The organism is Burkholderia sp. HI2761 (assembly GCF_002223355.1).
Lineage (GTDB): Bacteria > Pseudomonadota > Gammaproteobacteria > Burkholderiales > Burkholderiaceae > Burkholderia.
The window spans coordinates 96,887-119,785 of sequence record NZ_NKFN01000006.1 but is presented as its reverse complement, the minus strand read 5'-3'; the positions used below and the strand labels follow the sequence as shown (position 1 = coordinate 119,785).

Annotated in this window: 14 protein-coding genes; 2 read left to right on the top strand and 12 right to left on the bottom strand. The window is 66.1% G+C overall.

Features of this window, described 5'->3' with window-relative positions; genetic code table 11:
- Window positions 1-222: 222 nt before the first annotated feature.
- Complete coding sequence (locus tag CFB46_RS17155; protein WP_089500590.1) at window positions 223-1,026, top strand: EAL domain-containing protein; 804 nt, start codon at window positions 223-225, stop codon at window positions 1,024-1,026.
- Window positions 1,027-1,096: 70 nt separating this feature from the next.
- Window positions 1,097-1,513, top strand: a complete 417-nt coding sequence (locus CFB46_RS17150) for a hypothetical protein (RefSeq protein ID WP_089500589.1) — start codon at window positions 1,097-1,099, stop codon at window positions 1,511-1,513.
- Between the two features lie 144 nt (window positions 1,514-1,657).
- Here the strand turns inward: CFB46_RS17150 and CFB46_RS17145 are convergent, their stop codons facing one another.
- The 12 genes from CFB46_RS17145 to CFB46_RS17050 form a co-directional block, all read right to left on the bottom strand.
- Complete coding sequence (locus tag CFB46_RS17145) at window positions 1,658-2,794, bottom strand: DUF2827 family protein (protein ID WP_089500588.1); 1,137 nt, start codon at window positions 2,792-2,794, stop codon at window positions 1,658-1,660.
- Window positions 2,795-2,827: 33 nt separating this feature from the next.
- The gene (locus CFB46_RS17140) at window positions 2,828-3,295 is read right to left on the bottom strand and encodes a DUF4019 domain-containing protein (protein ID WP_089500587.1); all 468 of its coding nucleotides are present in this window, start codon (window positions 3,293-3,295) and stop codon (window positions 2,828-2,830) included.
- A 26-nt stretch (window positions 3,296-3,321) separates the two neighbouring features.
- Window positions 3,322-4,476, bottom strand: coding sequence for a DUF2827 domain-containing protein (locus tag CFB46_RS17135; RefSeq protein WP_089500586.1), 1,155 nt, complete (start codon window positions 4,474-4,476; stop codon window positions 3,322-3,324).
- Between the two features lie 14 nt (window positions 4,477-4,490).
- Window positions 4,491-5,636, bottom strand: a complete 1,146-nt coding sequence (locus CFB46_RS17130) for a DUF2827 domain-containing protein (protein ID WP_089500646.1) — start codon at window positions 5,634-5,636, stop codon at window positions 4,491-4,493.
- Between the two features lie 386 nt (window positions 5,637-6,022).
- Entirely contained in the window at window positions 6,023-6,685 is a 663-nt protein-coding gene (locus tag CFB46_RS17125) for an OmpA family protein (protein ID WP_089500585.1), read from the bottom strand.
- Between the two features lie 120 nt (window positions 6,686-6,805).
- A complete protein-coding gene (locus CFB46_RS35315; RefSeq protein ID WP_143751628.1) occupies window positions 6,806-14,296 on the bottom strand; it encodes an ESPR-type extended signal peptide-containing protein in 7,491 nt (2,496 codons plus the stop codon).
- 960 nt (window positions 14,297-15,256) lie between these two features.
- The gene (locus CFB46_RS17075; protein ID WP_089500584.1) at window positions 15,257-16,159 is read right to left on the bottom strand and encodes an aminomethyltransferase; all 903 of its coding nucleotides are present in this window, start codon (window positions 16,157-16,159) and stop codon (window positions 15,257-15,259) included.
- A 93-nt stretch (window positions 16,160-16,252) separates the two neighbouring features.
- Window positions 16,253-16,471, bottom strand: a complete 219-nt coding sequence (locus tag CFB46_RS17070) for a hypothetical protein (protein ID WP_006480563.1) — start codon at window positions 16,469-16,471, stop codon at window positions 16,253-16,255.
- A gap of 233 nt (window positions 16,472-16,704) precedes the next feature.
- On the bottom strand, window positions 16,705-17,355 hold the full coding sequence (locus CFB46_RS17065) for an NADPH-dependent FMN reductase (RefSeq protein ID WP_059502143.1): 651 nt from the start codon (window positions 17,353-17,355) through the stop codon (window positions 16,705-16,707).
- A gap of 310 nt (window positions 17,356-17,665) precedes the next feature.
- Entirely contained in the window at window positions 17,666-17,971 is a 306-nt protein-coding gene (locus CFB46_RS17060; RefSeq protein WP_089500583.1) for an NIPSNAP family protein, read from the bottom strand.
- Window positions 17,972-18,130: 159 nt separating this feature from the next.
- The gene (locus CFB46_RS17055; RefSeq protein ID WP_089500582.1) at window positions 18,131-19,489 is read right to left on the bottom strand and encodes a DUF3999 domain-containing protein; all 1,359 of its coding nucleotides are present in this window, start codon (window positions 19,487-19,489) and stop codon (window positions 18,131-18,133) included.
- Entirely contained in the window at window positions 19,486-22,848 is a 3,363-nt protein-coding gene (locus CFB46_RS17050) for a DUF2339 domain-containing protein (protein ID WP_089500581.1), read from the bottom strand. Before CFB46_RS17050 ends, CFB46_RS17055 begins: the two co-directional genes overlap by 4 nt.
- Window positions 22,849-22,899 lie beyond the last annotated feature (51 nt).

The window sequence follows — 22,899 nt, the reverse complement described above, 5'->3', positions numbered from 1 at the left end:
CCTGTCGCACTGTCGGTATCGTGCACGCATGGTGTATTTCGAGTAACCGTATATCGTAAAAATATCGAATTTGACGGCGCCGAAGCGAACAGTACGCTCCCCGGAAAAAATCGACATACAGGATGGGCCGGGTGGGCGGCGGAGCGCGTCGAGGTTGGCTCGTTCCGCCTATGTGTTGAGGTCGAGCCGTGATCGGCGGCTCGCCGTTAGCCGGAGCGCCGGATGAATGCGGTCGAAGCTCGCCAGGAGGCGAATCGGAAAGCGAATCGCGACGAAATCGATCTCGTGTTCGGAGCACCCGACGATCATCCCGACCTTGCGTCGGTACGCAGTTTCGTCGAAAGCCGGCTCGGATTCGCGCACGAGCCCGTGTGCCGCGCCGACCTGTCGGGCGGCGTGCTGTACGAGGAATGCCTCGCGCGGCTGCGGTGGGGCGAGCGCGATGCGCTGCCGCCGCTCGCCTTCCTGCCGCGCCTCGAAGCGCTCGGGCTGATGCGCTGGTTCGACCGGCTGGTGGTCGGCCGGACGATCGATGCGCTGCGCGCCGATCCGGGCGCCGTGTACGGCTGCAACGTCGCGGCGGCGAGTGCGGTCGTGGACGACGCGTGGCTCGCGATTTTCAGGCGGCTCGAGCGCGAGCCGTCGGTGGCGGCGCGGCTGGTGGTCGAGATCACGGAGACGGGGCCGCTGAACCCGGTCGCCGGCCGGTCGTTCGTGTACCGCTTCCGGCGGGCCGGGTGCCGGATCGCGATCGACGATTTCGGCGTCGGTTTCAGTGCATTGAACAATCTGGTGGTCGGCAATCCCGACATCGTGAAGCTCGACCGCTCGATCCTGTCGCTGATCAAACGCAACGCGATCGGGCGCTACCAGTTCCGCCGGCTGATCGCGTTTGCGCATGAAAGTGCGCGGCACGTCGTCGTCGAAGGCGTGGAAAGCGAGACCGACCGACAGATCATCATGGATGCCGGCGTCACCTGGGCGCAGGGCATCCGGTTTTCATGGCGATCGCCGGCCGCCGCTTGATCGCGGGAACGGGCAGGGCGGCGCGCGGGGTGCGCGTCGGGAGCGGGACGCATCGCAAAGGGGCGTGGGCATGGCGGGAACGAAAGCCGGAGGCGAAACGGGCACGCAGGCGGCCGATGCGCGCGACCTGGTCGCGATCGCCGAACTGATCGACATGCTGGGGCAACTCGGCGCCGAATCGAGCGATGCGCCGATCGATCTTGCGTCCTACCTGGACGGCCTCGCGATCGTTGCGCGCCGCATTCAGCGGATGAGCCCGCTCGACGCGGGCGACCGCGAGCTGGCGGCCCGGCACTATTACGCGGGCGTCATCGCCGGCGCCTGCGGCGACGAATCGGCGATCGCGCGCGGCGTATCCGACAGCCTCGTCAGGCAATCGGGCGGTGCAGACCGGTCGGCAGCCCGTTGTTTCGCGGTGCTCGCGCGCATGGGGCGGCGGCATGGCCGCGCGTTCGCCGCGCAATGCGGCGATCGGGTACTGGCGTAACGCAACCGGCGCGCGTGCGGGCCGTGTGCCGCGGCCCGGATCAGCGCGGGGGCCCGCCACGTGCCGTGTCGGTCATGACCAACGGGTGGCGGATCGAATCGAGCACGACGAAATGGCGGAACGCACGGGCGCGTGCGAAGAACATCAGCCGAGCGGGCGGCCGGCGAACAGGTGCTGGATCTGCGTGGAATAGGCGCGGACGTTGTGCTCGGCGAGCGTGTCGACCTGATGCAGGCAGCGGCGGGCGGCGGCCGCGTAGTCGTCCAGCCGTGCGTCGTGCGTCTGCGCGGCGGTCGCGATCGCGGCCGCCGCATCGAAGATCTCGAAGTCCGGATAGTAGTAGCCGACGTCGCGCAGGAACGGCGAGTTGTGCACGAGCGGGTAGTTGCCGTACAGCGCGTCGTACAGCAGGTAGTTCAGGCCGTTTTCCCAGTGGTGCGACACGACGATGTCGGTGTGATGCGCGGCCCATGCGACGAACGGCGCGCGCACGTCGGCGGTGGCCTTGCCGTCGCGCACCATTTCGAGCCCGAGCGCGAGATGCTTGAAGGCGACGTTTTCCTTCTTGTCGAACGTGTTGGTCATGTACACGTGCTCGACCAGCTCAGGATGTTCGACGTAGCACGCATTCGCGGCGAGCATCGGTACGATCGCGCTCTTCACGACGTTCAGGTTCGGCTCGAAGAACGCGATGCGCTTGGCCGGGCCGTGATTGCGATAGCCGAAGCGTGCCTTCAGTTCAGGATCGGCGTCGAGGCTGCGTTCGATGAAATACGGCGACCAGATATGCGGCAGCTCGATCACCGGCGCGTGGTACACGGCCCGGAAATATGCGGCGCACGTATGCATGTGCTGCGGATTGGTCCAGATCTCGTCGAACTGCACGCGGTGCGGGTTCGGACGCCAGTCGTTCTTCTCGAAGTTGATCGTCTCGACCGCGATCACGTAGTCGTTGCCGAAGCGGTACGACACGCACTTGCCGCCGCGCTGGCGCACGACGTCCGTGTGCGACGGGTCGACGAACGCATTCATCTCGATCAGCAGGTCGGTCTGGTGAACGACGGCCGACAGCGGCCGCAGCGCGTCGCCGAACGCGTCCATCATCAGCGCCTGCGGATACTCGGTGACGCCGTCGTCGTGCGCGAGCCAGACCTCGCCGATCAACGGCGATTGCTTCAGCAGCATGTACAGGTACACGCAGTGCTGGTTCGCGCCGTTGTACCAGATCGACTGCGTCGCGTCGCGCTGCACGTTCATCGTTATCGCGACATTGAGTTTCATCGGATCGGCTCCGTGAGCGGGCGCGGGCGCCGCTTATTGCGTGAAGTTTTGCGACCGGCGCGGCACATAGCCCGTCAGGTGCCAGCGGCCGTCGTCATCGAGGCGAAAGCTCAGCTTTTCGTAAACGGTCGCACCGCTCGCGAGCGTCGTCGTGTAGTCGACGTTCGCGTACAGGCCGTCGGGCATCGACGATGCGTTGCTGTAGTGGATCCGCGTGATCTGCGCCCAGCCGCGATGGCTGACCGTGCCGACCGACTGGCGTGCCTGCTGCATCTGCGCCGCGAACTGGTCCTGCTTGATGCGCGTCTTCACGAACGGTGCGGCGTCGGTCCATACCGCGCCGTACTGGCCGGCGTCGAGCTGCTTGAACACCGCATCGGAGTCGCGGAGCAGCGTGTCGGCCGATTCGCCGGCGGATTGCGCGTGCGCGCCGATCGCGATCGATGCGGCGGCGCAGCCGATCAGCCATTTTGCGCGAGTGAGGGGCGTGCGTGCGTTCATCGTCTGGGTCCGGAAAGGGCGGCGCGTCACGCGTCGCGATAGAGGGCGGCGATCGCGTCCGTATAGGCCGCGACGTTCTCGGGATTGTAGATGCTGACCGAGTCGAGCAGGTGCTTCGATTGCTCGCGGTATGCGTCGAGATTCGCGTCGTGTTCGGCGAACGCCTGCAACAGCGCGCGGCCGCCCGCCTGGCAGTCGAAGTCCGGATAGAAATACCCGGCCTTGCCGAGGAACGGCGAGTTGTGGATCAGCGGATAGTCGCCGTACAGCAGCTCGTAGTACAGGTAGTTCTGCGCGTTTTCCCACGTGTGCGACACCACCGCATCGCCGTACGCGGCCATGAACTCGTACACCGCATAGCGGCTTTCGAACGTCGTGATGCCGTGCTCGACGATGTCGAGACTCTTCGCGAAGTGGATGAACGTCGTGTGATCCTTCAGGTGAATCGTGTTGCACACGCGCACGAATTCGAGGAATGCCGGGTTCGCGCGGTAAGCCTCCTCCGTGATCAGCATCGGAATGACGCTGGTCTTCACCATGCAGATGTTCGGCTCGAACATCGTCACGCGCCAGCGCGGCTTGCCGGGCTGATAGCCGAACGTCAGACCGGCGCCGAGCGTCGCGCGCGCCTTGTCGAACAGCATCGGGTGCCAGATGTGCGGGACGATCGTGACAGGCGCGCGCAGGCCCGTCTGGTAGTAGTGCAGGCACGAGCGCTCGAACTCGGGGATCGTCCACACCGCGTCGTACGGCGCGCCCGAGAACAGGAAGCCCGACGGCTTGTCGAACATCGCGCGTTCGATATCGATCACGTAGTCGTTGCCGACCCGCATCGTGACCACCTTGCCGCCGCGCTCGCGGAACGCACGCAGGTAGTCCGCGCCGAACTGCGCGCTCATTTCGATCAGCACGTCGCAGCGCTCGAGCGCTTCGTCCATCGACAGCAGCGGCACGTTCCACTCGCCGAGCATCATCTGAGGATCGGCGACGTGTTCGCCGCCGTTCACCATCACGGCTTCGGCGACGAGCGGCGACTGGCGCAGCAACAGAATGAGCAGCAGGCAGTTCTGAAAAATGCCGTTTTCCCACAGCGACTGGCCGGCGCCGCGCACGAACAGCGACACGCCGACGACGAGACGCTTGCCCTCGCCGGGCGCTTGACGGGCCTTGGAGTCCGACATGCGTAGTCTCCGGTTCAGGCGACCAGACGCGAGACGAACGCGTCGAGGTTCGCGGGGTTGTCGATCGAGACCGACTGCAGCAGCCGGGCCGCCTTCGCGCGGTAGTCGTCGAGGCGTTCGTCGTGATGCAGCCACGCTTCGAGCAGCGCGCGGCCGCCGGCGGCCGAGTCGAAGTCCGGGTAGTAATAACCGGCATCGCCGAGCAGCGTCGAGTTGTGGATCAGCGGATAGTCGCCATACAGCACGTCGTAATACAGATAGTTCTGCCCGTTTTCCCAGTGATGCGACACGACCGCATCCGCGTGACGCGCCATGAAGCCCGGCAGGTCGATGCGCGGTTCGAACGTCGCCTTGTGCTGGCGAACGAGATCGAGGCTGTTGGCGAAGTGCACGAAGGTCGGATGTTCCTTCATGTGCATCGAGTTGACGACGAACATGTGCTGCACCGCGTCGGGCCGCGCGCGATAGAACTCGTCGCACGCGAGCATCGGGTAATGGCAGGACTTCGCGACCGAGATGTTCGGCTCGAGCATCGCGAGCTTCCACGGCCGTTGGCCGGGCCGATAGCCGAACGTCGCGCCTTCGTCGGCGAGCGCGGCCACGCGGCGCTCGAGGAAGTACGGCGACCAGATATGCGGCATCAGATGGACGGGCGCGCGCAGGATCGTCTGCAGCATCGGCGCGGCGGTCTTGTCGTATTGCGGCAGCAGCCACGCTTCGTCGAACGGTGCGCCGTTGAACACGTGCCCCGACGGTTTCCCGAAGATCGGCGTTTCGCACAGGCCGGCATACATGTGCCCGCAGAAGAACGCGGCGATCTTCTTGCCGAGCGCCTTCATGTGCCTGAGCCATTCGACCGGCAACTGCGCGCCCATTTCGATCACGACGTCGAGTTCGTGCGTGACGTCGGCGGGTTTCACGAGCGGGATGTCGAGGCCGTCGAGTTCGAGGCCGGCCGGCAGCGCGTTGGCGTCGCCACCGTTCAGGAAATAGACGGGGCCGACGCGATCCGAGCGCTTGAGCATCATCGCGAGGAACGCGATGTTCTGGTGAATGCCGTTCTCCCAGATCGCCTGGCCGTCGCGCGCAAACAGCGAGATGCCGACCGCCGGCCGTTGCTTGCGGGTGCCGCTCGCGGCGGCTTCATTGATGTCCGTCACCGGTTGTTTCCTCTGCGGCGTCGTGCGTCCGGGCATCGCGTCGAGCGTCTGGCCGGCAGCGGCGCCGTGGATCGTCATGGTTGGATTCGCGCCGGTGCGCCGCTGTGCGCGAATCGGGCGACGGGATTCGCGCGGGCGGCAGCCGGATTCCGGCGTGTCGCCGGGCACGCCCGGCACGGCGCGCGTCGGGCAGGCTGCCCCGGCAACTGTTTGCCGGCGATTGTGGCATGGAAACCGCCGGTTTTGGCAGAGCGTGACGAACTTTGACATAGCCGCCGGCCAACGGGAGCGGGCGCCGGCGAAGCGGCGCCCGATCGGCCGCCGGCATGCCGGCGCGGCGCGGCGGCCCGCCGGATCGCGCGGCCGCAGGGGCGGCCGCGGGCGGCTCAGTGCTGCAGCCGGATTTCGACGCGGCGGTTGCTGGCGCGACCTTCCGGCGTTGCATTCGACGCGACCGGATCGGCCTTGCCGCGGCCCGAGACCGTCATCGAGTCGGTCTTCAGCCCGTGCGCCTTCAGATAGGCGGCGACCGATTCGGCGCGGCGCTTCGACAGCGCGAGATTGTAGTCGTCGCTGCCCACCGAATCGGTGAAGCCGGTGACCGACACTTGCGAGTACGTGCGGTCCGCGCGCTCGCTCAGCAGCCGGTCCAGCGATTCGCGCGCGGTCGGTGCGAGCGTCGCGTGGTCGGTGGCGAACAGCGCGTCGCCCGACAGGTTCACGCGTTCGACCACGGCGGCGGCCGGTTCGGCGGCCGAGGCCGCTTCGGCCGGCGCGGCGCCGCACTGGAAGACCAGCGTGGCCGGATCGGATTTGTCGCGCAGCGCGCGGGCCGAATCCACGGCGCGCACGGGCTCGTCGCCGCAGACCTTGCGGGCAGCCCTCATGCAGGTCTGCGGGCCCGACAGCAGGCCGTGGCAGTCCACCTGGAACGTGCGCACGCCGTCGCGCGGTTGCAGTTCGGAGGCGCTGAAGGTCGGGCCGGATGCGGTCGAGCACGCGGCGAGGGCCGTTGCGGAAAGCGCGAGCGCAAGAGCGAGTTTGTTCACGGTGACGTCCTTAAAGCTTGGGTTGACCGAGGCCCGCCACGCGGCGCGCAGCGGGCTCGTCCTGCCGTCGGAGCCGCGGGCCGTCCGGCGGCGAGCCGAACGGCCGGGCGGCGCGACGCGTTACTTCCACTGATACAGCATGCCGGCGCCGATCACCTTCTGACCGCCGCTGAAACCGCCGTTGATCGACGCCTTCAGGTTCTCCGTGATGCGCGCCTGCATGTTGACCGCCATCGCCTTCTGACCGAGGAAGGTCGACGTGCCCACGCCCATCCCGAAGTTGGCGTCGCGATCGAGCTGCGGGATCGACGCCATCGCGCCGACGGCCGCGATACCCTGCTTCGCCATCTGGTCGGTCTGCTGCAGTTGCGAACCCAACGAGTTGATCTGCGCCTGCTGGCCCGACAGTGCCGTCGACAGCGTCGTCTGCACCTGCGTCAACTGGTTCACGTTCACCGCGTCGGTGCCTTGCGTACCCGGCGCGACGTTCGTGATCTGGCGCTGCTGCGTGTCGCTGCCGACCGACACCACGTTCGAGCGACCGCCGTCGTTCGAAGCCGCACCGATCGCCACCGAGTTCGAGCCGGCGGTGACGACCGGGGCGTCGGTGCCCTTGCCGTTCATGTCGGCCGCGATGCCGTTGTTGTTGGCCGCACGCGTCGTGTTGTTGTTGAGCGTCGTCGACAGCTGGTTCAACTGGTTGTTGATGTTCGTCACGCCGGTCGACAGCGACGCCACATTGCTGTTCGTCGTGCTCAGGCCGGTGGACAGCGAACCGATGCCCGTCGAGGTCGACGTCGACAGCGAGGTGACGTTGCTGTTCGTCGTGCTGAGGCCCGTCGACAGCGAATTGATCGCGGTCGAGGTCGACGTGGACAGCGACGCCACGTTGCTGTTGGTCGTGCTCAGGCCGGTCGACAGCGAATTGATGCCGGTGGACAGCGATGCGACGTTCGATGCGGTGGACGTCGACAGCGTGTTGATCGCGTTGTTCGTCGCGTTCAGCTGGCTGCCGTTGATCGCGTCCGTGCTCGTGGCCGAGATCCGGCCCGCGGCGACGTTCGTGATCTGGCGTTCCTGGCCCGGTGCGCCGACGCTCATCACGCCGACCGGCGCGCTGCCCGCGAACGGGTACGTGACGCCGCCGATCGTGGCGCTCGAGGTGCCCACCGCCGCGGCCGTGATCGAGTTCGCGCCGAGTGCGATCGAGTTGGCCACGTTCGCTTGCGCGTTCGTGCCGAAGGCGAGCGCGTCGGCGGCCGTGGCCTTGGCGGCCGAGCCGTACGCCTGTGCGCCGGTGGCGCTGGCCGTGGCCTGGCTGCCCAGCGCGATCGTGTTGTCCGCGGTGGCCTGGTTCGAGCTGCCGAGGGCGAGCGCGCTTGCGCCGGTTGCCGTGTTCTGGTTGCCGAGGGACACCGTGCCGTCGCCGCTCGCCGTGTTGTTCGCACCCATCGCCACTGCGCCGGTACCCGTCGCAACGTTCGGATCGCCGATCGCGACTGCGCCGTCGCCGGACGCGGTGTTGCCGGAGCCGATCGACACCGCCTTGCCGCCCGTGGCCGACGCGTTCTGACCGATCGCGACCGCGCCTGCCGTCTGCGCGTTCGAGCCGTCGCCGACCGCCACGCTGCTCGCGCCTGCCGCGCTGGCGTTCACGCCGGCGGCGAGGGCGTTGGTGCCGGTGGCGCCGTCGTTGGCGTAGTTGGCTTGCTGCACGCCGTTGTCGTTGACGCTGTAGTAGTGCGTCTTCGCGGCGTTGATCGCGGTCGAGGTGGACGTGGACAGCGACGACACCGAGCTGTTCGTGCTGCTCAGGCCGGTGGACAGCGAGCCGATGCCGGTCGAGGTCGACGTGGACAGCGACAGGATCGTGCTGTCCGTGCTGCTCAGGCCGGTGGACAGCGAGTTGATGCCGGTCGAGGTCGAGGTCGACAGGGAGGTGATGGAACTGTTGGCCGACGAGAGGCCGGTCGACGTGGAGGTCGACAGTGACGACACCGAGCTGTTGGTCGAGCTCAGGCCGGTGGACAGCGACGTGATCGAGCTATTCGCCGACGAGAGGCCCGTCGAAGTCGACGTCGACAACGACGTGATCGAGCTGTTGGCCGTGGACAGACCTGTCGAAGTCGAAGTCGACAGCGACGTGATGGAGCTGTTAGCCGACGACAGACCCGTCGAAGTCGAGGTGGACAACGACGTGATCGAGCTGTTGGCCGACGACAGACCCGTCGAAGTCGAGGTCGACAGCGACGTGATCGAGCTGTTGGCCGTGGACAGACCTGTCGAAGTCGAGGTGGACAACGACGTGATCGAGCTGTTGGCCGTGGACAGACCTGTCGAAGTCGAGGTCGACAGCGAAGTGATTGAGCTGTTAGCCGAGGAAAGACCCGTCGAAGTCGAAGTCGACAGCGAAGTAATCGAGCTATTGGCCGTGGACAGACCGGTCGAAGTCGACGTCGACAGCGACGTGATGGAGCTGTTAGCCGACGACAGACCCGTCGAAGTCGAGGTCGACAGCGACGTGATCGAGCTGTTGGCCGTGGACAGACCCGTCGAGGTCGAAGTCGACAGCGACGTGATGGAGCTGTTGGCCGTAGACAGACCCGTCGACGTGGAGGTCGAAAGCGACGTGACGGAGCTGTTTGCCGAGCTCAGACCGGTAGACAGCGAGCCGATGCCGGTCGAGGTCGACGTGGACAGCGAGGTGATCGAGCTGTTTGCCGACGAGAGGCCAGTCGAAGTCGAGGTCGACAACGAAGTGATCGAGCTGTTGGCCGTGGACAGACCCGTCGAAGTCGAAGTCGAAAGCGACGTGACGGAGCTGTTTGCGGAGCTCAGGCCGGTGGACAGCGAGCCGATGCCGGTCGAGGTCGACGTGGACAGCGACGTGATCGAGCTATTCGCCGACGAGAGGCCAGTCGAAGTCGAGGTCGACAACGAGGTGATCGAGCTGTTGGCCGTGGACAGACCCGTCGACGTGGAGGTCGACAGTGACGACACCGAGCTGTTGGTCGAGCTCAGTCCGGTGGACAGCGAGTTAATGCCGGTCGAGGTCGACGTGGACAGCGAAGTGATCGAGCTATTCGCCGACGAGAGGCCAGTCGAAGTCGACGTCGACAACGACGTGATCGAGCTGTTAGCCGTGGACAGACCCGTCGAAGTCGAGGTCGACAGCGATGTAATCGAGCTGTTAGCCGACGACAAGCCGGTTGAGGTGGAGGTCGACAGCGACGTTACCGAGCTATCGGTCGAGCTGAGGCCGGTCGACAGCGAATTGATACCCGTCGAGGTCGAAGTCGACAGCGAAGTGATCGAGCTGTTAGCCGACGACAGGCCCGTCGAAGTCGAGGTGGACAGCGACGTGATGGAGCTGTTGGCCGACGAAAGACCCGTCGAGGTCGAAGTCGACAACGAGGTGATCGAGCTGTTGGCCGTGGACAGACCCGTCGAAGTCGAGGTCGACAGCGATGTAATCGAGCTGTTAGCCGACGACAAGCCGGTTGAGGTGGAGGTCGACAGCGACGTTACCGAGCTATCGGTCGAGCTGAGGCCGGTCGACAGCGAATTGATACCCGTCGAGGTCGAAGTCGACAGCGAAGTGATCGAGCTGTTAGCCGACGACAGGCCCGTCGAAGTCGAGGTGGACAGCGACGTGATGGAGCTGTTGGTCGACGAAAGACCCGTCGAGGTCGAAGTCGACAACGAGGTGATCGAGCTGTTGGCCGTGGACAGACCCGTCGAAGTCGACGTGGACAGCGAGGTGATCGAGCTGTTGGCCGACGACAAACCGGTCGAAGTCGAAGTCGACAGCGACGAAATGGCGCTGGTCGCAGTACCGACTTGTTGAGCGACCGAATACAGCTGGCTGCCGTTGATCGCGTCGGTACTGGTCGAGGTCACTTGACCTGCGGCGACGTTGGTGACTTGTCGTTCCTTGCCGATATCACCCACGCTGGCGACGCCGACCGGATTGGCACCAGCGAATCCGCTGAACGTCACGCCGCCGACGGTCGCGCTGCTCGTAGGGGTTGCCGCGGCGGTCTTCGAGTTGGCGCCGAGCGCGACGGAGTTGTCCGTGCTGACGGTAGCGCCGAGGCCGATGGCGACGGAGTTGATCGTGCTGGCGACAGCGCCGGAGCCAATGGCGACAGCATCGGCGCCCGTTGCGGTGCTGTCGGGGCCAGTCGAATTCGCGTGGAAGTACTTGATGCCCTGGCTGTTGATGTTGTTGATCGCCGAGCCCACGTTGTTGGCGGTCGACGTCGTGCCGTTCGCGTTGTACGTGGTGTACGACGGGGCCGAGACCTTGCCCGTCGTCGGGTCGTACGTCGAACCGCCGCCAAGTGCCGAGGCGGTGCTGCTACCGAGGTTGTCCGTCTTCGTCGAGACCGTGCTCAGGCCCGTGGACAACGAATTGATGCCGGTCGAAGTCGACGTGGACAGCGACGTAATCGAGCTGTTTGCCGACGAGAGACCCGTCGACGTGGAAGTCGAAAGCGATGTAACCGAGCTGTTTGCCGAGCTGAGGCCGGTGGACAGCGAATTGATGCCGGTCGAAGTCGACGTGGACAGCGACGTAATCGAGCTGTTTGCCGACGAGAGACCCGTCGACGTGGAAGTTGAAAGCGACGTGACGGAGCTGTTAGCCGAGCTCAGGCCGGTGGACAACGAGTTGATGCCGGTCGAGGTCGACGTGGACAGCGACGAGATCGAGCTGTTGGCCGACGAGAGACCCGTCGACGTGGAAGTCGAAAGCGACGTAACCGAGCTGTTTGTCGAGCTGAGGCCGGTGGACAGCGAGTTGATGCCGGTCGAGGTCGACGTGGACAGGGACGTGATCGAGCTGTTGGCCGAAGAGAGACCCGTCGACGTGGAAGTCGAAAGCGATGTGACGGAGCTGTTAGCCGAGCTCAGGCCCGTGGACAACGAATTGATGCCGGTCGAAGTCGATGTGGACAGCGACGTGATCGAGCTATTGGCCGACGAAAGGCCCGTCGACGTGGAGGTCGAAAGCGACGTGACGGAACTGTTAGCCGAGCTCAGGCCGGTGGACAGCGAGTTGATGCCGGTCGAGGTCGACGTGGACAGCGACGTGACCGAGCTATTGGCCGACGAAAGACCCGTCGACGTGGAGGTCGAAAGCGACGTGACGGAACTATTTGCCGAGCTGAGGCCGGTGGACAGTGAATTGATGCCGGTCGAAGTCGACGTGGACAGCGACGTAAGCGAGCTATTGGCAGACGAAAGACCCGTCGACGTGGAGGTCGAAAGCGACGTGACGGAACTATTTGCCGAGCTGAGACCAGTGGACAACGAGTTGATGCCAGTCGAGGTCGACGTGGACAGCGACGTGATCGAGCTGTTAGCCGACGAGAGACCCGTCGACGTGGAAGTCGAAAGCGACGTAACCGAGCTGTTAGCCGAGCTGAGACCGGTGGACAACGAATTGATGCCAGTCGAAGTCGAAGTCGACAGCGACGTGATCGAGCTGTTAGCCGACGAGAGACCCGTCGACGTGGAAGTCGAAAGCGACGTAACCGAGCTGTTAGCCGAGCTGAGACCGGTGGACAACGAATTGATGCCGGTCGAGGTCGACGTGGACAGCGACGAAATCGAGCTATTAGCCGACGAAAGACCCGTCGACGTGGCAGTCGACAAGCTGACGATGTTCGACGTCGTGGTGCTGGCCACTGCGTAAAGCTGGCTACCGTTGATTGCGTCCGTGCTGGTTGCACTGATCAAGCCGGCCGCCACATTTTGGATGCGACGCTCGGAACCCGCGGCGCCCACGCTCACAACACCAGCGGCCGAATTCGCGCCGGCATAGGTACCGAATGTCTGACTTCCGATCGTCGTGCTGCTGACCGCACCGGTGCCGCCCGTCGCCGTATTCGCGGTACCGGTCGTGGCCGCACCAGAGCCGAGCGCGACCGAGCCCGTCACGTTCGCGTTGGCGCCAGCCCCGAATGCCAGTGCGTTCGTCGCACCGGATACCGCGGTATCGCCGATCGCGATGCCCCCGGCCGCCGTAGTCGTACTGCTATTGCCCAGTGCAACCGAGCCCTGGCCGATCGCACTGTTGCTGTTGCCGATAGCCACGGCACCGTTCGCGGCTGTCGTCCCCGCCGCATTGCCTGCAGCGACGTTATTTGCACCCATCGTCACGGCACCCGTGCCGTTCGCAATGTTCGGGTCGCCGATCGCCACCGCGCCGTTACCGCTCACGGTCTGTTGGCTGCCGATCGCAACGGCACCGGTCCCGGACTTGACGGTCGAACGGTAACCAATCGCCGTTGAACCCAAACCGGCCGTCGACGAAACGCTCGAGGTGTCGCCGATTGCAACCGACGAATTCGCCCCTGCCGTTGAAGTACTTCCCAGTGCCACGGCGGCGGAACCCGCGGCGGTCGACTGATTGCCGGCAGCCAGCGCAGCGAAATTCGACGCGACGGTTCCGATACCGAGCGCCGTTGCGTTCGTTCCGGTTGCATTGGCGCCGAGGCCAAATGCCGATGCTTGTCCGGCCGACGCGACAGATGACGCACCAACGGCAGTTGCATTAGCGGCCGTCGCGGCCGCCCTGTTGCCGAGCGCGACCCCGTTCCCACCCGACGCAACGGCCGTCACACCGATGGCGGTATCCTGCTGACCGCTTGCCGTGGCCTGGTTGCCGATAGCCGTCGCATCCGTGTTCGACGCAACCGCACCAAAACCGGACGCGTAACTTGTGGATCCGGTGGCGCTTGCGTTGAAGCCAAGTGCCGTGCCGTCGAGTCCGGATGCCTTGGCGCCCCCACCCAGTGCAACTGCATTGCCACCCGTCGCAGAGGCTGCAGCCCCAATTGCAACGTTATTCGTGATCGAAGTGCTCCCCGCGACACCCGCAACCGCGCCGTCACCTTGCGCGATGCCGTACGCGCCATTGGCGGTCGCACCGCGGCCGAGTGCGATACCCGACGTGGCGGTCGATGCGACGGACGATTGACCGCCGATCGCGATGCCGTCCGACGCGGCGGACTGCGCGCCCTTCGTTGCGTTGCTGCCGATGGCGACTGCGCCCGCGCCCGATGCGATGGTCGAGTTTGCTTGCGACAGCGGCGTCGTTCCGTTGCCGCCCGCGCCGCCGATCGCGACGGAGTTCAGCGCATTTGCAGTCGAGCCGAAGCCGAGTGCGGTCGCTCCGGCACCGCTGGCCGTAGTTTCGAGGCCGGCCGCGACGCCCCAGAGGCCGGCCGACGACTGCATGCCGGTGGCGACGGCGCCGTTGCCGGTCGCCTGCGCGAACGAGCCATATACCGTGACGCCCGTCCAGCCGTTGCCGTTGGAGTTACAGCCGGCGACGACCGAGTACGTTCCGGAGCCGTCGCCGGCCTGGTTTTGCGTGCCGCCCGGGTTGACGCGGCCGACCGCGCCGCTGCTTCCCGTCAAGCAGGTTTGCTGTGTGTTGAGCGTATTGGCTTCGGCCAACCCGGGCAGGCTGATCGCCAGAGCCGCTACGGCGGCGACCACCACGGCCGATTTGTTCGGCTTGCCCCGTGCCGAATCGTGTTCCGATGCCGCGACCCAGGCGCCAAGCGCTTCGTTCCAGATCGAGCGGTATGTGCGGTTCATGTCCTGCTACCTCCAAATGTGCACGCCACACACCGGTCTCTTTTGTTAGAGGATTACTCCGTGCGCTCGCGCGAATCTCAAAATTGATGGGCGGAGTTTATTGGAGGTGGATTTTAGAGATTGACAAACAGTGATAAATGAAGCGTTTTTAAAGTTAAAGAATGGTTAATGCATCGCGTTTTGATGCATTGAGTGCGAATGAATTTGAAAGATTCTGGAATGTGCAATGTATGGTCGGAAACTTCCCCCTGAGTCTGAAAAATATTCATATAAATCAATGACTTGAGAGGTGATTGTGCGGCAGGTCACACACTTTGTCATCCAAAAAGTAAGACAAATGAAATAGCAAACGTTTGCGTGGCATGAAAGCCTTTCATGTTTGTAATGCAAGCTGGCATGCTGAGAGATAATGTCTGATGTCTTTAATTAACTTGTTAATATTTTTGTTTTGGCTGCGCTTGTATTTGTATTTATTAATTATCTGATAATTAAATTTATCTGATATTGAGTACATTGGATTGTGCTGATTTGCGCATATCGGTCGGCGCAAGGCGCCCGTGTGGCGGGCGTTCCGGGCTGCCCGGCCCCTGAAAGTTGTAAAAAAATGCTACAGAGGGCGAGAATGAAACAATCCGCGTCAATTTATCGGATTTGTCCTATTGACGATGGTGTGGATATCGGCGTTAAGGCGGAATCGCTGCGCATGCCGGAAGCCGAGCTGACGCGCTTGCGGCGGGTATTTCGCGTGATGTCGACAGGGCGTCAAAGACCGCGGGTCGGCGCCGCAACAGGGCCTGAAATGTTAGATCCATGGCGCGGCGATTTGACGCTCACGCGGTCTGCGCGTCGGCGTGTCGAGGAAAAATAGGGGGGGATTGAATGTGTCGGATACGCGACATTCGGTCCAGGAACATGGACGAAACCGGCGCTTGCCGCATGACCGGCGGCGAGCGCCCGACTTTACTTCTTCAGAAACCGCAGCGCGAACCGCGCCATCCGCGGCACGAACATCGGACGGAGCAGGCGCTTGTCGTAACCGGCCATCCGCCGGTCGTTCTCCACGAGACACAGCTCGATCAGCTCGCGCGGGTTCAGTGCATCGCCGATATCGGCGGTGCCCGTGGCCGGAAAATTCGCGTCACGCGCGGCGCCATCGGCATCGATGCCGCGCGCGATGTTCATGCGGTCGCGGATCAGTTGCACCCACACGGCCGCCACGCGTGCGAAGAACCACGGCCGGCGCCACCACGGCATCGTGCGCCAGTACCATGCGTACCAGTTCACGAAGAACAGGATGTGGCGGCCTTCTTCCTGGATCACCGGCTCGAAGGTCTCGACCAGTTCGGGCGGGAAATAGCCGGAGCGCTGCGCGGAGCGGAACAGGCCGAACGCGAAAAAGCTGTCGATGCATTCGCTGAAGCCCGTCATCATCCACGACCATTCGGGATCGGTCGGCGCGGGGTAGGCCGGCTCGGGCGCGAGCCGGATGCCGTATGCCTCGACGAGCTTCGACAGCACGACCTTGTGGCGGGCTTCCTCGCCGCCGTCCATCTCGAGCGCGCGGCGCAGCAGCGGATCGTCGACCGTCGCGGCGTAAGTCGCCACGCGGATCGACGCGCGGCCTTCGGTTTGCACCGCGATGTCCCAGATCGGCAGCGACGTGAGCCGCCTGAGTTCGGCCGGCTGGAGCGGCGGCCAGTCGATCACGGCCGGCTTGTACGGGTTGTGTGTGTCGAGCAGCATCCGACAGAACATCTGCTTGTGCGCATCGGAACCGATTCGGACCGGACCTTGCCTCTCGAAGGTCCAGTTGCGCATCGCGTGATCTGCGGCTGCATGTTCTTCCTGCAGCGTGTCGGTCATGACTATTGTTATGCGATTACGGATCGAAAGATTTTTGCACAGCTTCCGTAATCGCGTATTTTCGACGGGCCATGTGCACGCCGCCCGCGCGTGTCACGCGTTCGTGTCGACCCAGAGGCGGCCCCAGCGCGACGCGTAGGCGAGGGCGTGCTCTTCCTCGAAGAAGAAATCGATCGCGTCGAATGACACGGAGCGCGGCGACGGCCCGCCGCTCGCGCGTTCGATCGTCAGGTTGGCGGCGAACAGCCCGTTCGGCAACCGGGCGGCAGCGGGAGCGACTTCGTAGCCCTTGTAGCGGATCGTACGGTTCATGGCGTGCGCGGAAAAAGTGCGGACTTTCAGCGTACGAAAACCGGCCGGCCGCGTGAACCAATCTTTCGGCCAATGCAAATTACGCGGCGGGCTGAATCGTTATCGGGGTGGTGCGCGGGAACGGTGCTTGGGCAGGAGCGACGAGGCGTCCGGCACATCGCGACGCGTGGGAAGACGCGCCGCGCAACCCCGGCGACGCTCGTCGACCGAAGGCGCGCGGCGGAATGCGGAGGTTACTGGTTGGCGACTTTCAGCACGGGTGCGAGCGCGTCGACCGATGCCGCATGCGAGGCCGCACGATGCGACGCGAACGCGAGCGCGAATTCGGCGGCTTGCGCGCCGACCGTCTCGAGTTGCGCGACGACCTTCGGATCCGAGCAGCTGTCGGCGCTTTCGAAGCGCGTTTCCAGCGTGTTGACGGTTGCGCCGAACGGCGTCGGCCAGCCGCGCAGCGCATGGACGATCGAGCGCAGCGACGTCAGTACGGTGCCGGCCGCCTGCCAGCCGTACGCGGTGACGATCAAGCCGACCGCGCGGCCGTCGAGATACGGGCGGTCGTCCGCACGCAGCTCCTCGAGCGTGTCGAGCGCGTTCTTCACGAGACCGGACACGCCGCCGTGATAGCCGGGCGTGGCGATGATGATCGCGTCGGCCTGGCGCACGGCGTCGATCAGCTCGCGCTGCGCGTCGGTCAGCGTTTTGTGTTCGGGTGCGTAGTGCGGCAGCGTATGCAGGAACGGGCCGTCGAACAGGCGCGTGCGCGCGCCGGCGGCTTGCGCGCCGCGCAGTGCGAACGACAGCGCGCGTTCGGTGGACGACGCGGCTCGGGTGGTCCCGCCGATGCCGACGACGAACGGGCGGCGGTGTTGATCGAATGCAGTCAAGGGGCGCTCCTCGGAATGGCTGGCCCGGCTAAGCACAGGCTTAAAACCAGATGGTAACGACCCCGTCGCCACTCTGAAAACGACTTTTCGTTCTATCGATATGCCGCGCCGCCACGGCAATCGTGTGCGCAGCCCCGCAGATCGATAGCAGAAATGCTTGGTTGGGACGGTGCGCCACGGTCGATAAGATGGGCTCGTCTCCTCCATGATGTCTCTACTGACATGGGTTGGCCCCGCCGCGCGGATGCTGGCGGGGCTTTTTTTCGTCCTCGGCCGGAAAATGGGGGGCGATACGCGATGGCGCGGCCCGTTACTCGAACACCGGCCGGAAGAAGCTGCGCTCGTAGCTGACGATGCACCGCGTTTCCTCCGCGTAGCGGAACGCGGCCTGACAGGCCGGATCGTCCTTCGGGCGTTCGCGGTAGCGCTCGTATTCGGCGAGGCTCGGGAACGAGAACATCGCGAGCGCGATGTTGCTCGCGCCTTCGGACGGCAGGAAGTAGCCGTGATGCGTGCCGCCGAACTGCTCGACGAGCGGAATCCACATCTTGCCGTAGGTTTCGAATTCGACGAGTTTGTACGGATCGACGACGTAGCGAAGGAAGCAGGTGATCATGGGCGCTCGCGGTGGGGTAACGGAGCGGCGAGTCTGGGGCGCGGGGCGGCACGTGTCAACGGCGTGCGCGCCGGGTAGGCGCATCACCACGCGGCTTCGTTGCACGCGGCATCGGAAAGCACGGTATTCGTTCCCTTCGCCTGCCGCGTTACCCCGGGATTACCCGTCGCGGCTGCGCGTCTCGCCGCCGCCTTTCGCGAGGCGCCATGCGATCGCGCCGAGCACGCCGACCGCAACCACCAGCGCGCCCCAAAGCACGTAGCGGCGCCCGCTATCCAAATTGGCAGTTGCCGTCGGCGAGACCGCCGATACCGGCAGCGCCGCGCCGACGCGGGCGGGCCGCACTTCGGGCGCCATGCCGACCAGCAGTGCGTCGCGGCTCACGGCCGACGATACGAGCGACGCGTCGCCGACGCCGAGCGTAAACGGCGGCGTGCCGCGCGCGACGAAGGTCAGCGCGGCCGGATGCCAGCCGAGCGCGACGGCCGGCTGGCCGCCGCCGAGCCCGCCGTTGCGCATGTCGACGACGATTCGCCACGCGCGATCCGTATTCGCGATGAACTCGAGCGGCGGATTGCGCTGCTCGCCGCCCTTGCCCTGCAGTCGGAACAGCACGGCGGCCGCGACGTCGCGCCACGGCGCCTGCGCATCGGCGCGGCTTTGCAGCGTCGCGCGCGCGACGGTGTTCGGCTGCGGCAGGTCGATGCGCACGCGGTCGACCGGATACGCGCCGTCGGTGTCGAACAGATACTCGCCCGGCGCGGCGCCGGCACGTATCCGCACGGCGTCGCGCCACTGGCGCGGCACCGACGCCGTGTCGGTGCCGCGTGCGTCGCGCGAATGCGTCTCGACGTCGATCGACGCGATCGCCGGCGCGTCGTCGAGCCAGTCCAGCCGAAGGTAGCGCGGCGCCGCGCCGTCGAGCGCAATGCGCTCCTGCACCAGCATGTCGTTGCCGCGGCCCACTTTCAGCAACTGCGTGCTGCCGAGCGGCCGCCAGCTGCGCAGATCGTCGCTCGCCTCGACGGACACGCGTCCCTGGTAGCTGTCGTCGTCCACGTGTACGAGCAGCGCGTCGATGCTGCCGTCGGCATGCGACAGGTCGATGAGGTCCGCGCGGCGCCGGGTGCGCGAAGGCGTCGCGACGGCCGCGCGCAGCGCGCCGTCGGGGCCGACCGTCACGCCGAGCGACGCGTTGCCGTTCTCGGCGCGCGCGAGCGGCAGCGGGAACCAGTGCACCGGCGTGCGGGACGGCGGCACGGCGGGTGCGGCCGCGGCGGGCGTGTCGAGCGAGTACGGCACCGGCTCGCCCGCGCCGTTGAAGACGCGCACGTCGCCGAGATCGTCGCGCCGGCTCGCCGCATACACGGGCTGCGGCACGGTGAGCTGGTAATACGCGGCACTGCCGTCGAGATCGAGCGCGAAGCGCTGCGTGATGCGTCCGGCGTTCGGTGCGCCGTCGGCTGCCGCGAACGACGCGAGCAGGCTCAGCCCGAGCAGGGCGGCGAGTCGTTTCATGGCTGGCCGTCCTGTTGGGCGGCGGCCTTCGGCGGCAGCGGCGAGAAATAGCCGATCAACAGCAGCAGTACACCGATGCCGATGAACGACACGATGCGCTCGATGCCGGTGACGTGCGACAGGTCGAACAGGAACAGCTTGACGACCGTGAGCGCGAGCAGCGCGGCGCCGACGAACCACAGCGGTCGCAGCCCGCGGCGCGTGGCCCAGATCGTGATTGCGAGCGCGCAGACCGTCCAGTACACGGACACCGACGCCTGCACGAGCGTCGATTCGGCCATCGCGCCGAACTCGTACGGCACGCCGGCCCAGTGATGCAGCGTGCGCAGCAGGATCGCGTTCAGCCACAGGAATACGGTCGCGCCGGCCGCGCCCAGCAGTTCGACGCGATACTTGTCGAATGACCAGCCGAGCTTGCGCGCGCGCACGAACCACGACGCGGCGAGCGCATAGACGACCGCGAGCACGAGATCGAGCGGATTGAACAGCGGCACGCGCGCCCAGCTTCCGCCGTCCTGCGTGAAGTTCGCGTAGAAGGTCCACGCCCACATCACGACGATCAGCGGCAGCGACGCGAACGCGCAGAGGCGGGCGATGCCGTCGCGGCGCGTCAGCCACATCCCGGCGAACGCGAACAGGCTCCAGCCGACCATGAACACCTGCTGAATACCGAACGACGACAGCACGGTGTCGATGTCGTAGCCCAGGTGGAAGCGGTGATGCAGCGTGCGCAGCATCAGCGCGTTGAACCACAGGAACACGGTCGCGATCGCCGTATAGTCGACGGCGCGCGGATGCCATGTGATGCCGAGCGTTTTGAGGCGACGCAGCCACGCGGCGAAGGCGACGAAGACGAGACCCTGCGCGACGTCGAGCGGATTGAGCAGCGGCAACCAGAAGAGCGGCGCTGCGTCGCCGTCGCTCACCGTGCTGGCGATGCTCCATAGCCACAGCAGCGCGGCGAGCGGCGCGGCTCCCCATACCTGATAGGCGCGCGGGAACGCCGCGACGGGCCAGCGCAGCCGCGAGCCGGGGCCCGACACGAGCAGGAGCAGCGCGCCGAATCCGTACGCCCATGCGCTCCAGCTCCATGCGCCTTCCGGGACGAACGCGCGCAGGCGCCAGAAACCTTCGAGCGACAGCAGCCCGCACAGGGTCCAGAACGTCAGCGTATGCAGCGGCGCGAGCATGCGCGCTGCAACGGAGGGCGCCGCGCCGCTCGCGTCGGCGGCGTCGGTCGTGCCGCGCGACTGGCGCCACAGCAGCGCAAGTGCCGCGCCGATGGCCACGGGCCACGCGAACGCGCCCATGCCCGACAGCGGCGCTTCGTGCGCATCGAACGCGCGCAGCGCGAGCAGCGCCAGCACCGGCGTGAGCGCTAGCGCGGGCCATTCGGCGAGTGGCCACGCGAGCCGGCGGCGCGCGACGTGCGCGAGCCATGCGGTGCCGGCCGCGAACAGCGCGGTCGTATCGACGACGAAGCGGTCGGCGTGCAGGTCGACGTGACGGCTCGCATGGATGAGGATCTCGTGCAGCCCGCCGCTGACCCACCACAGCAGCCCCCACGCGGCGGCCGCGACACCGATCTCGGGCATCCAGGCGTGCCATGCGCGCGCTTCGCCGCGCCCGTGCAGCCACCAGCCGGTGAACAGGCCGGCGAGCGCGATCAGCAGCATCGCGATATACGGGCTGTTGAGCACCGGCAGCGCAGCCGTGTCGGCCGGGCCGAGCAGGCTCGTGAAGAACGCGCTGGCCGCGGCGACCTGCATCAGCAGCCCGAAGCCGAACGGCAGCAGGCGCTTCTGGCGCACGCCGAGCCACACGACGGCTGCGCCTTCGATGGCCCACGCGGCGCTGGTCGTCGGCCCCGAGAACGCGAGCGGCACCGCGAGCGTCGCGAAGATGACCGCGAGCGCGAGCATCGATTCGAACAGCAGCCCGAGGCGGTCGCGGCGCCGCGCGAGCCATGCGGCGACCGCGACGTAGAACGCCGACAGCGCGACCGCGCTCCACGCGAGCCCGAACGGCAGGTCTTTCACGAGCGACGCCTGCAGCGCGGTCGCGACGATCGGTGTGCCGAACACGAGCGTGCCGTCCACGTAGTGTCGCAGCGCGAGTTCGCGTTTCACCGCATACAGCAGCGCGATGCCGACATACATCAGGAAGAACAGGACGAGGAACGGCTCGGTGCTCGCGAACAGGACGGGGCGATAGGCCGTCACGCCCCACGCGGAGCCGATCGTGAACGTGAACACGAAACCGAGCAGATTCAGCGGGCGCCAGGCCTTGAACCACGCGATCGCGAAGATGCCCGCGTTCAGTAGTGCGTAGTAGCTGAACAGCGCGACGTGGTTGCCCTGGCCGGTCGACAGCAGGATCGGTGCGAGGAAGCCGCCCGCGCTGCCCATGAACGCGAGCGGCAGCGCGTTCTGCCGCACCGCGAGGAACGCGCTCAGCGCGCAGACCGCGACCATCAGCGGGAACGCGGCGCCGACGGGCAGCAACGCATAAAGCTTGGTCGCGGCGAAGATCGTCAGGTACAGGATGCCGACGCCGCCGCCTTGCAGCACGAGGCCGTATGCGGCGCGGCGCGCGCGCACGCGCCAGCCGATCGCGAGCAGCGCGGCCGCGGCGAGCGCCGTGCCCGCGAGACGGAATTCGATCGGCAGCATGTCGTTGTCGGCCGCGTACTTGAGCAGGAACGCGACGCCGAAGAACAGCACGATGATCCCGACGCGCACGACCGTATTGCCGCCGAGCAGCCAGTCGCGCGCGGCGCCGAAGGCGCGTTCGGCGATGCCGGGTTCGCGCGGCGCGAGCGGTTCGGGCGGGGTGGTGGGGGCGATGACGGTGGTGTCGGCGTGAGCGGACGCAGGCGCGGCGCGTGCCGCGGTTGCCGGTGCTAGCGGTGTAGTGGGCGCCGGGGTCGAAGGGGGTGCCGGCGGGCCCGCGCGTGCGGCGACCGGTTGTTGCGCGGGTGGTGTCGGGAAGTGTGTCGGCAGCGGCGCGGAGGCGGCGTCGTCCGAAGTCGTTGGCGCGCTGCCGCCGGATGTCGCCGCGCCGGCCTTCGCGCCCGCCAGTTGAGCGCGCAGCGCGTGGAGTTCGCGCGTGAGCGTGTCGACGGTTGCTTCGAGGCGCGCGACGCGATCGGCGAGCGGTAACGGGGCAGGAGGCGGCGCGGAGACGGCAAATGCGTCGGGCACGGCGCGCTGGTTCTGCAGCTTGCGTTGCCGCAGCGCGTGCCCGACGCAGAACCCGACGGCGGCCCCGAGCAGCGAGCCGCTCCCGGCCGAGAAATCCCCGATCAAGGCGGCGATGCCGCCCACGACGAAACCGATTACGGCGAATGCCCAGTTCAACGCCTTGCTCCCTCTCACTATCGTTATCGTCCTTCGATCGGGATCGCACCG

What these genes read in the sequence shown, in the direction of transcription:
- CFB46_RS17155 (WP_089500590.1), top strand. Translation starts at nt 223, where the DNA reads ATGAATGCGGTCGAAGCTCGCCAGGAGGCGAATCGGAAAGCGAATCGC.
- CFB46_RS17150 (WP_089500589.1), top strand. Translation starts at nt 1,097, where the DNA reads ATGGCGGGAACGAAAGCCGGAGGCGAAACGGGCACGCAGGCGGCCGAT.
- CFB46_RS17145 (WP_089500588.1), bottom strand. Translation starts at nt 2,794, where the DNA reads ATGAAACTCAATGTCGCGATAACGATGAACGTGCAGCGCGACGCGACG.
- CFB46_RS17140 (WP_089500587.1), bottom strand. Translation starts at nt 3,295, where the DNA reads ATGAACGCACGCACGCCCCTCACTCGCGCAAAATGGCTGATCGGCTGC.
- CFB46_RS17135 (WP_089500586.1), bottom strand. Translation starts at nt 4,476, where the DNA reads ATGTCGGACTCCAAGGCCCGTCAAGCGCCCGGCGAGGGCAAGCGTCTC.
- CFB46_RS35315 (WP_143751628.1), bottom strand. Translation starts at nt 14,296, where the DNA reads ATGAACCGCACATACCGCTCGATCTGGAACGAAGCGCTTGGCGCCTGG.
- CFB46_RS17075 (WP_089500584.1), bottom strand. Translation starts at nt 16,159, where the DNA reads ATGACCGACACGCTGCAGGAAGAACATGCAGCCGCAGATCACGCGATG.
- CFB46_RS17070 (WP_006480563.1), bottom strand. Translation starts at nt 16,471, where the DNA reads ATGAACCGTACGATCCGCTACAAGGGCTACGAAGTCGCTCCCGCTGCC.
- CFB46_RS17060 (WP_089500583.1), bottom strand. Translation starts at nt 17,971, where the DNA reads ATGATCACCTGCTTCCTTCGCTACGTCGTCGATCCGTACAAACTCGTC.
- CFB46_RS17055 (WP_089500582.1), bottom strand. Translation starts at nt 19,489, where the DNA reads ATGAAACGACTCGCCGCCCTGCTCGGGCTGAGCCTGCTCGCGTCGTTC.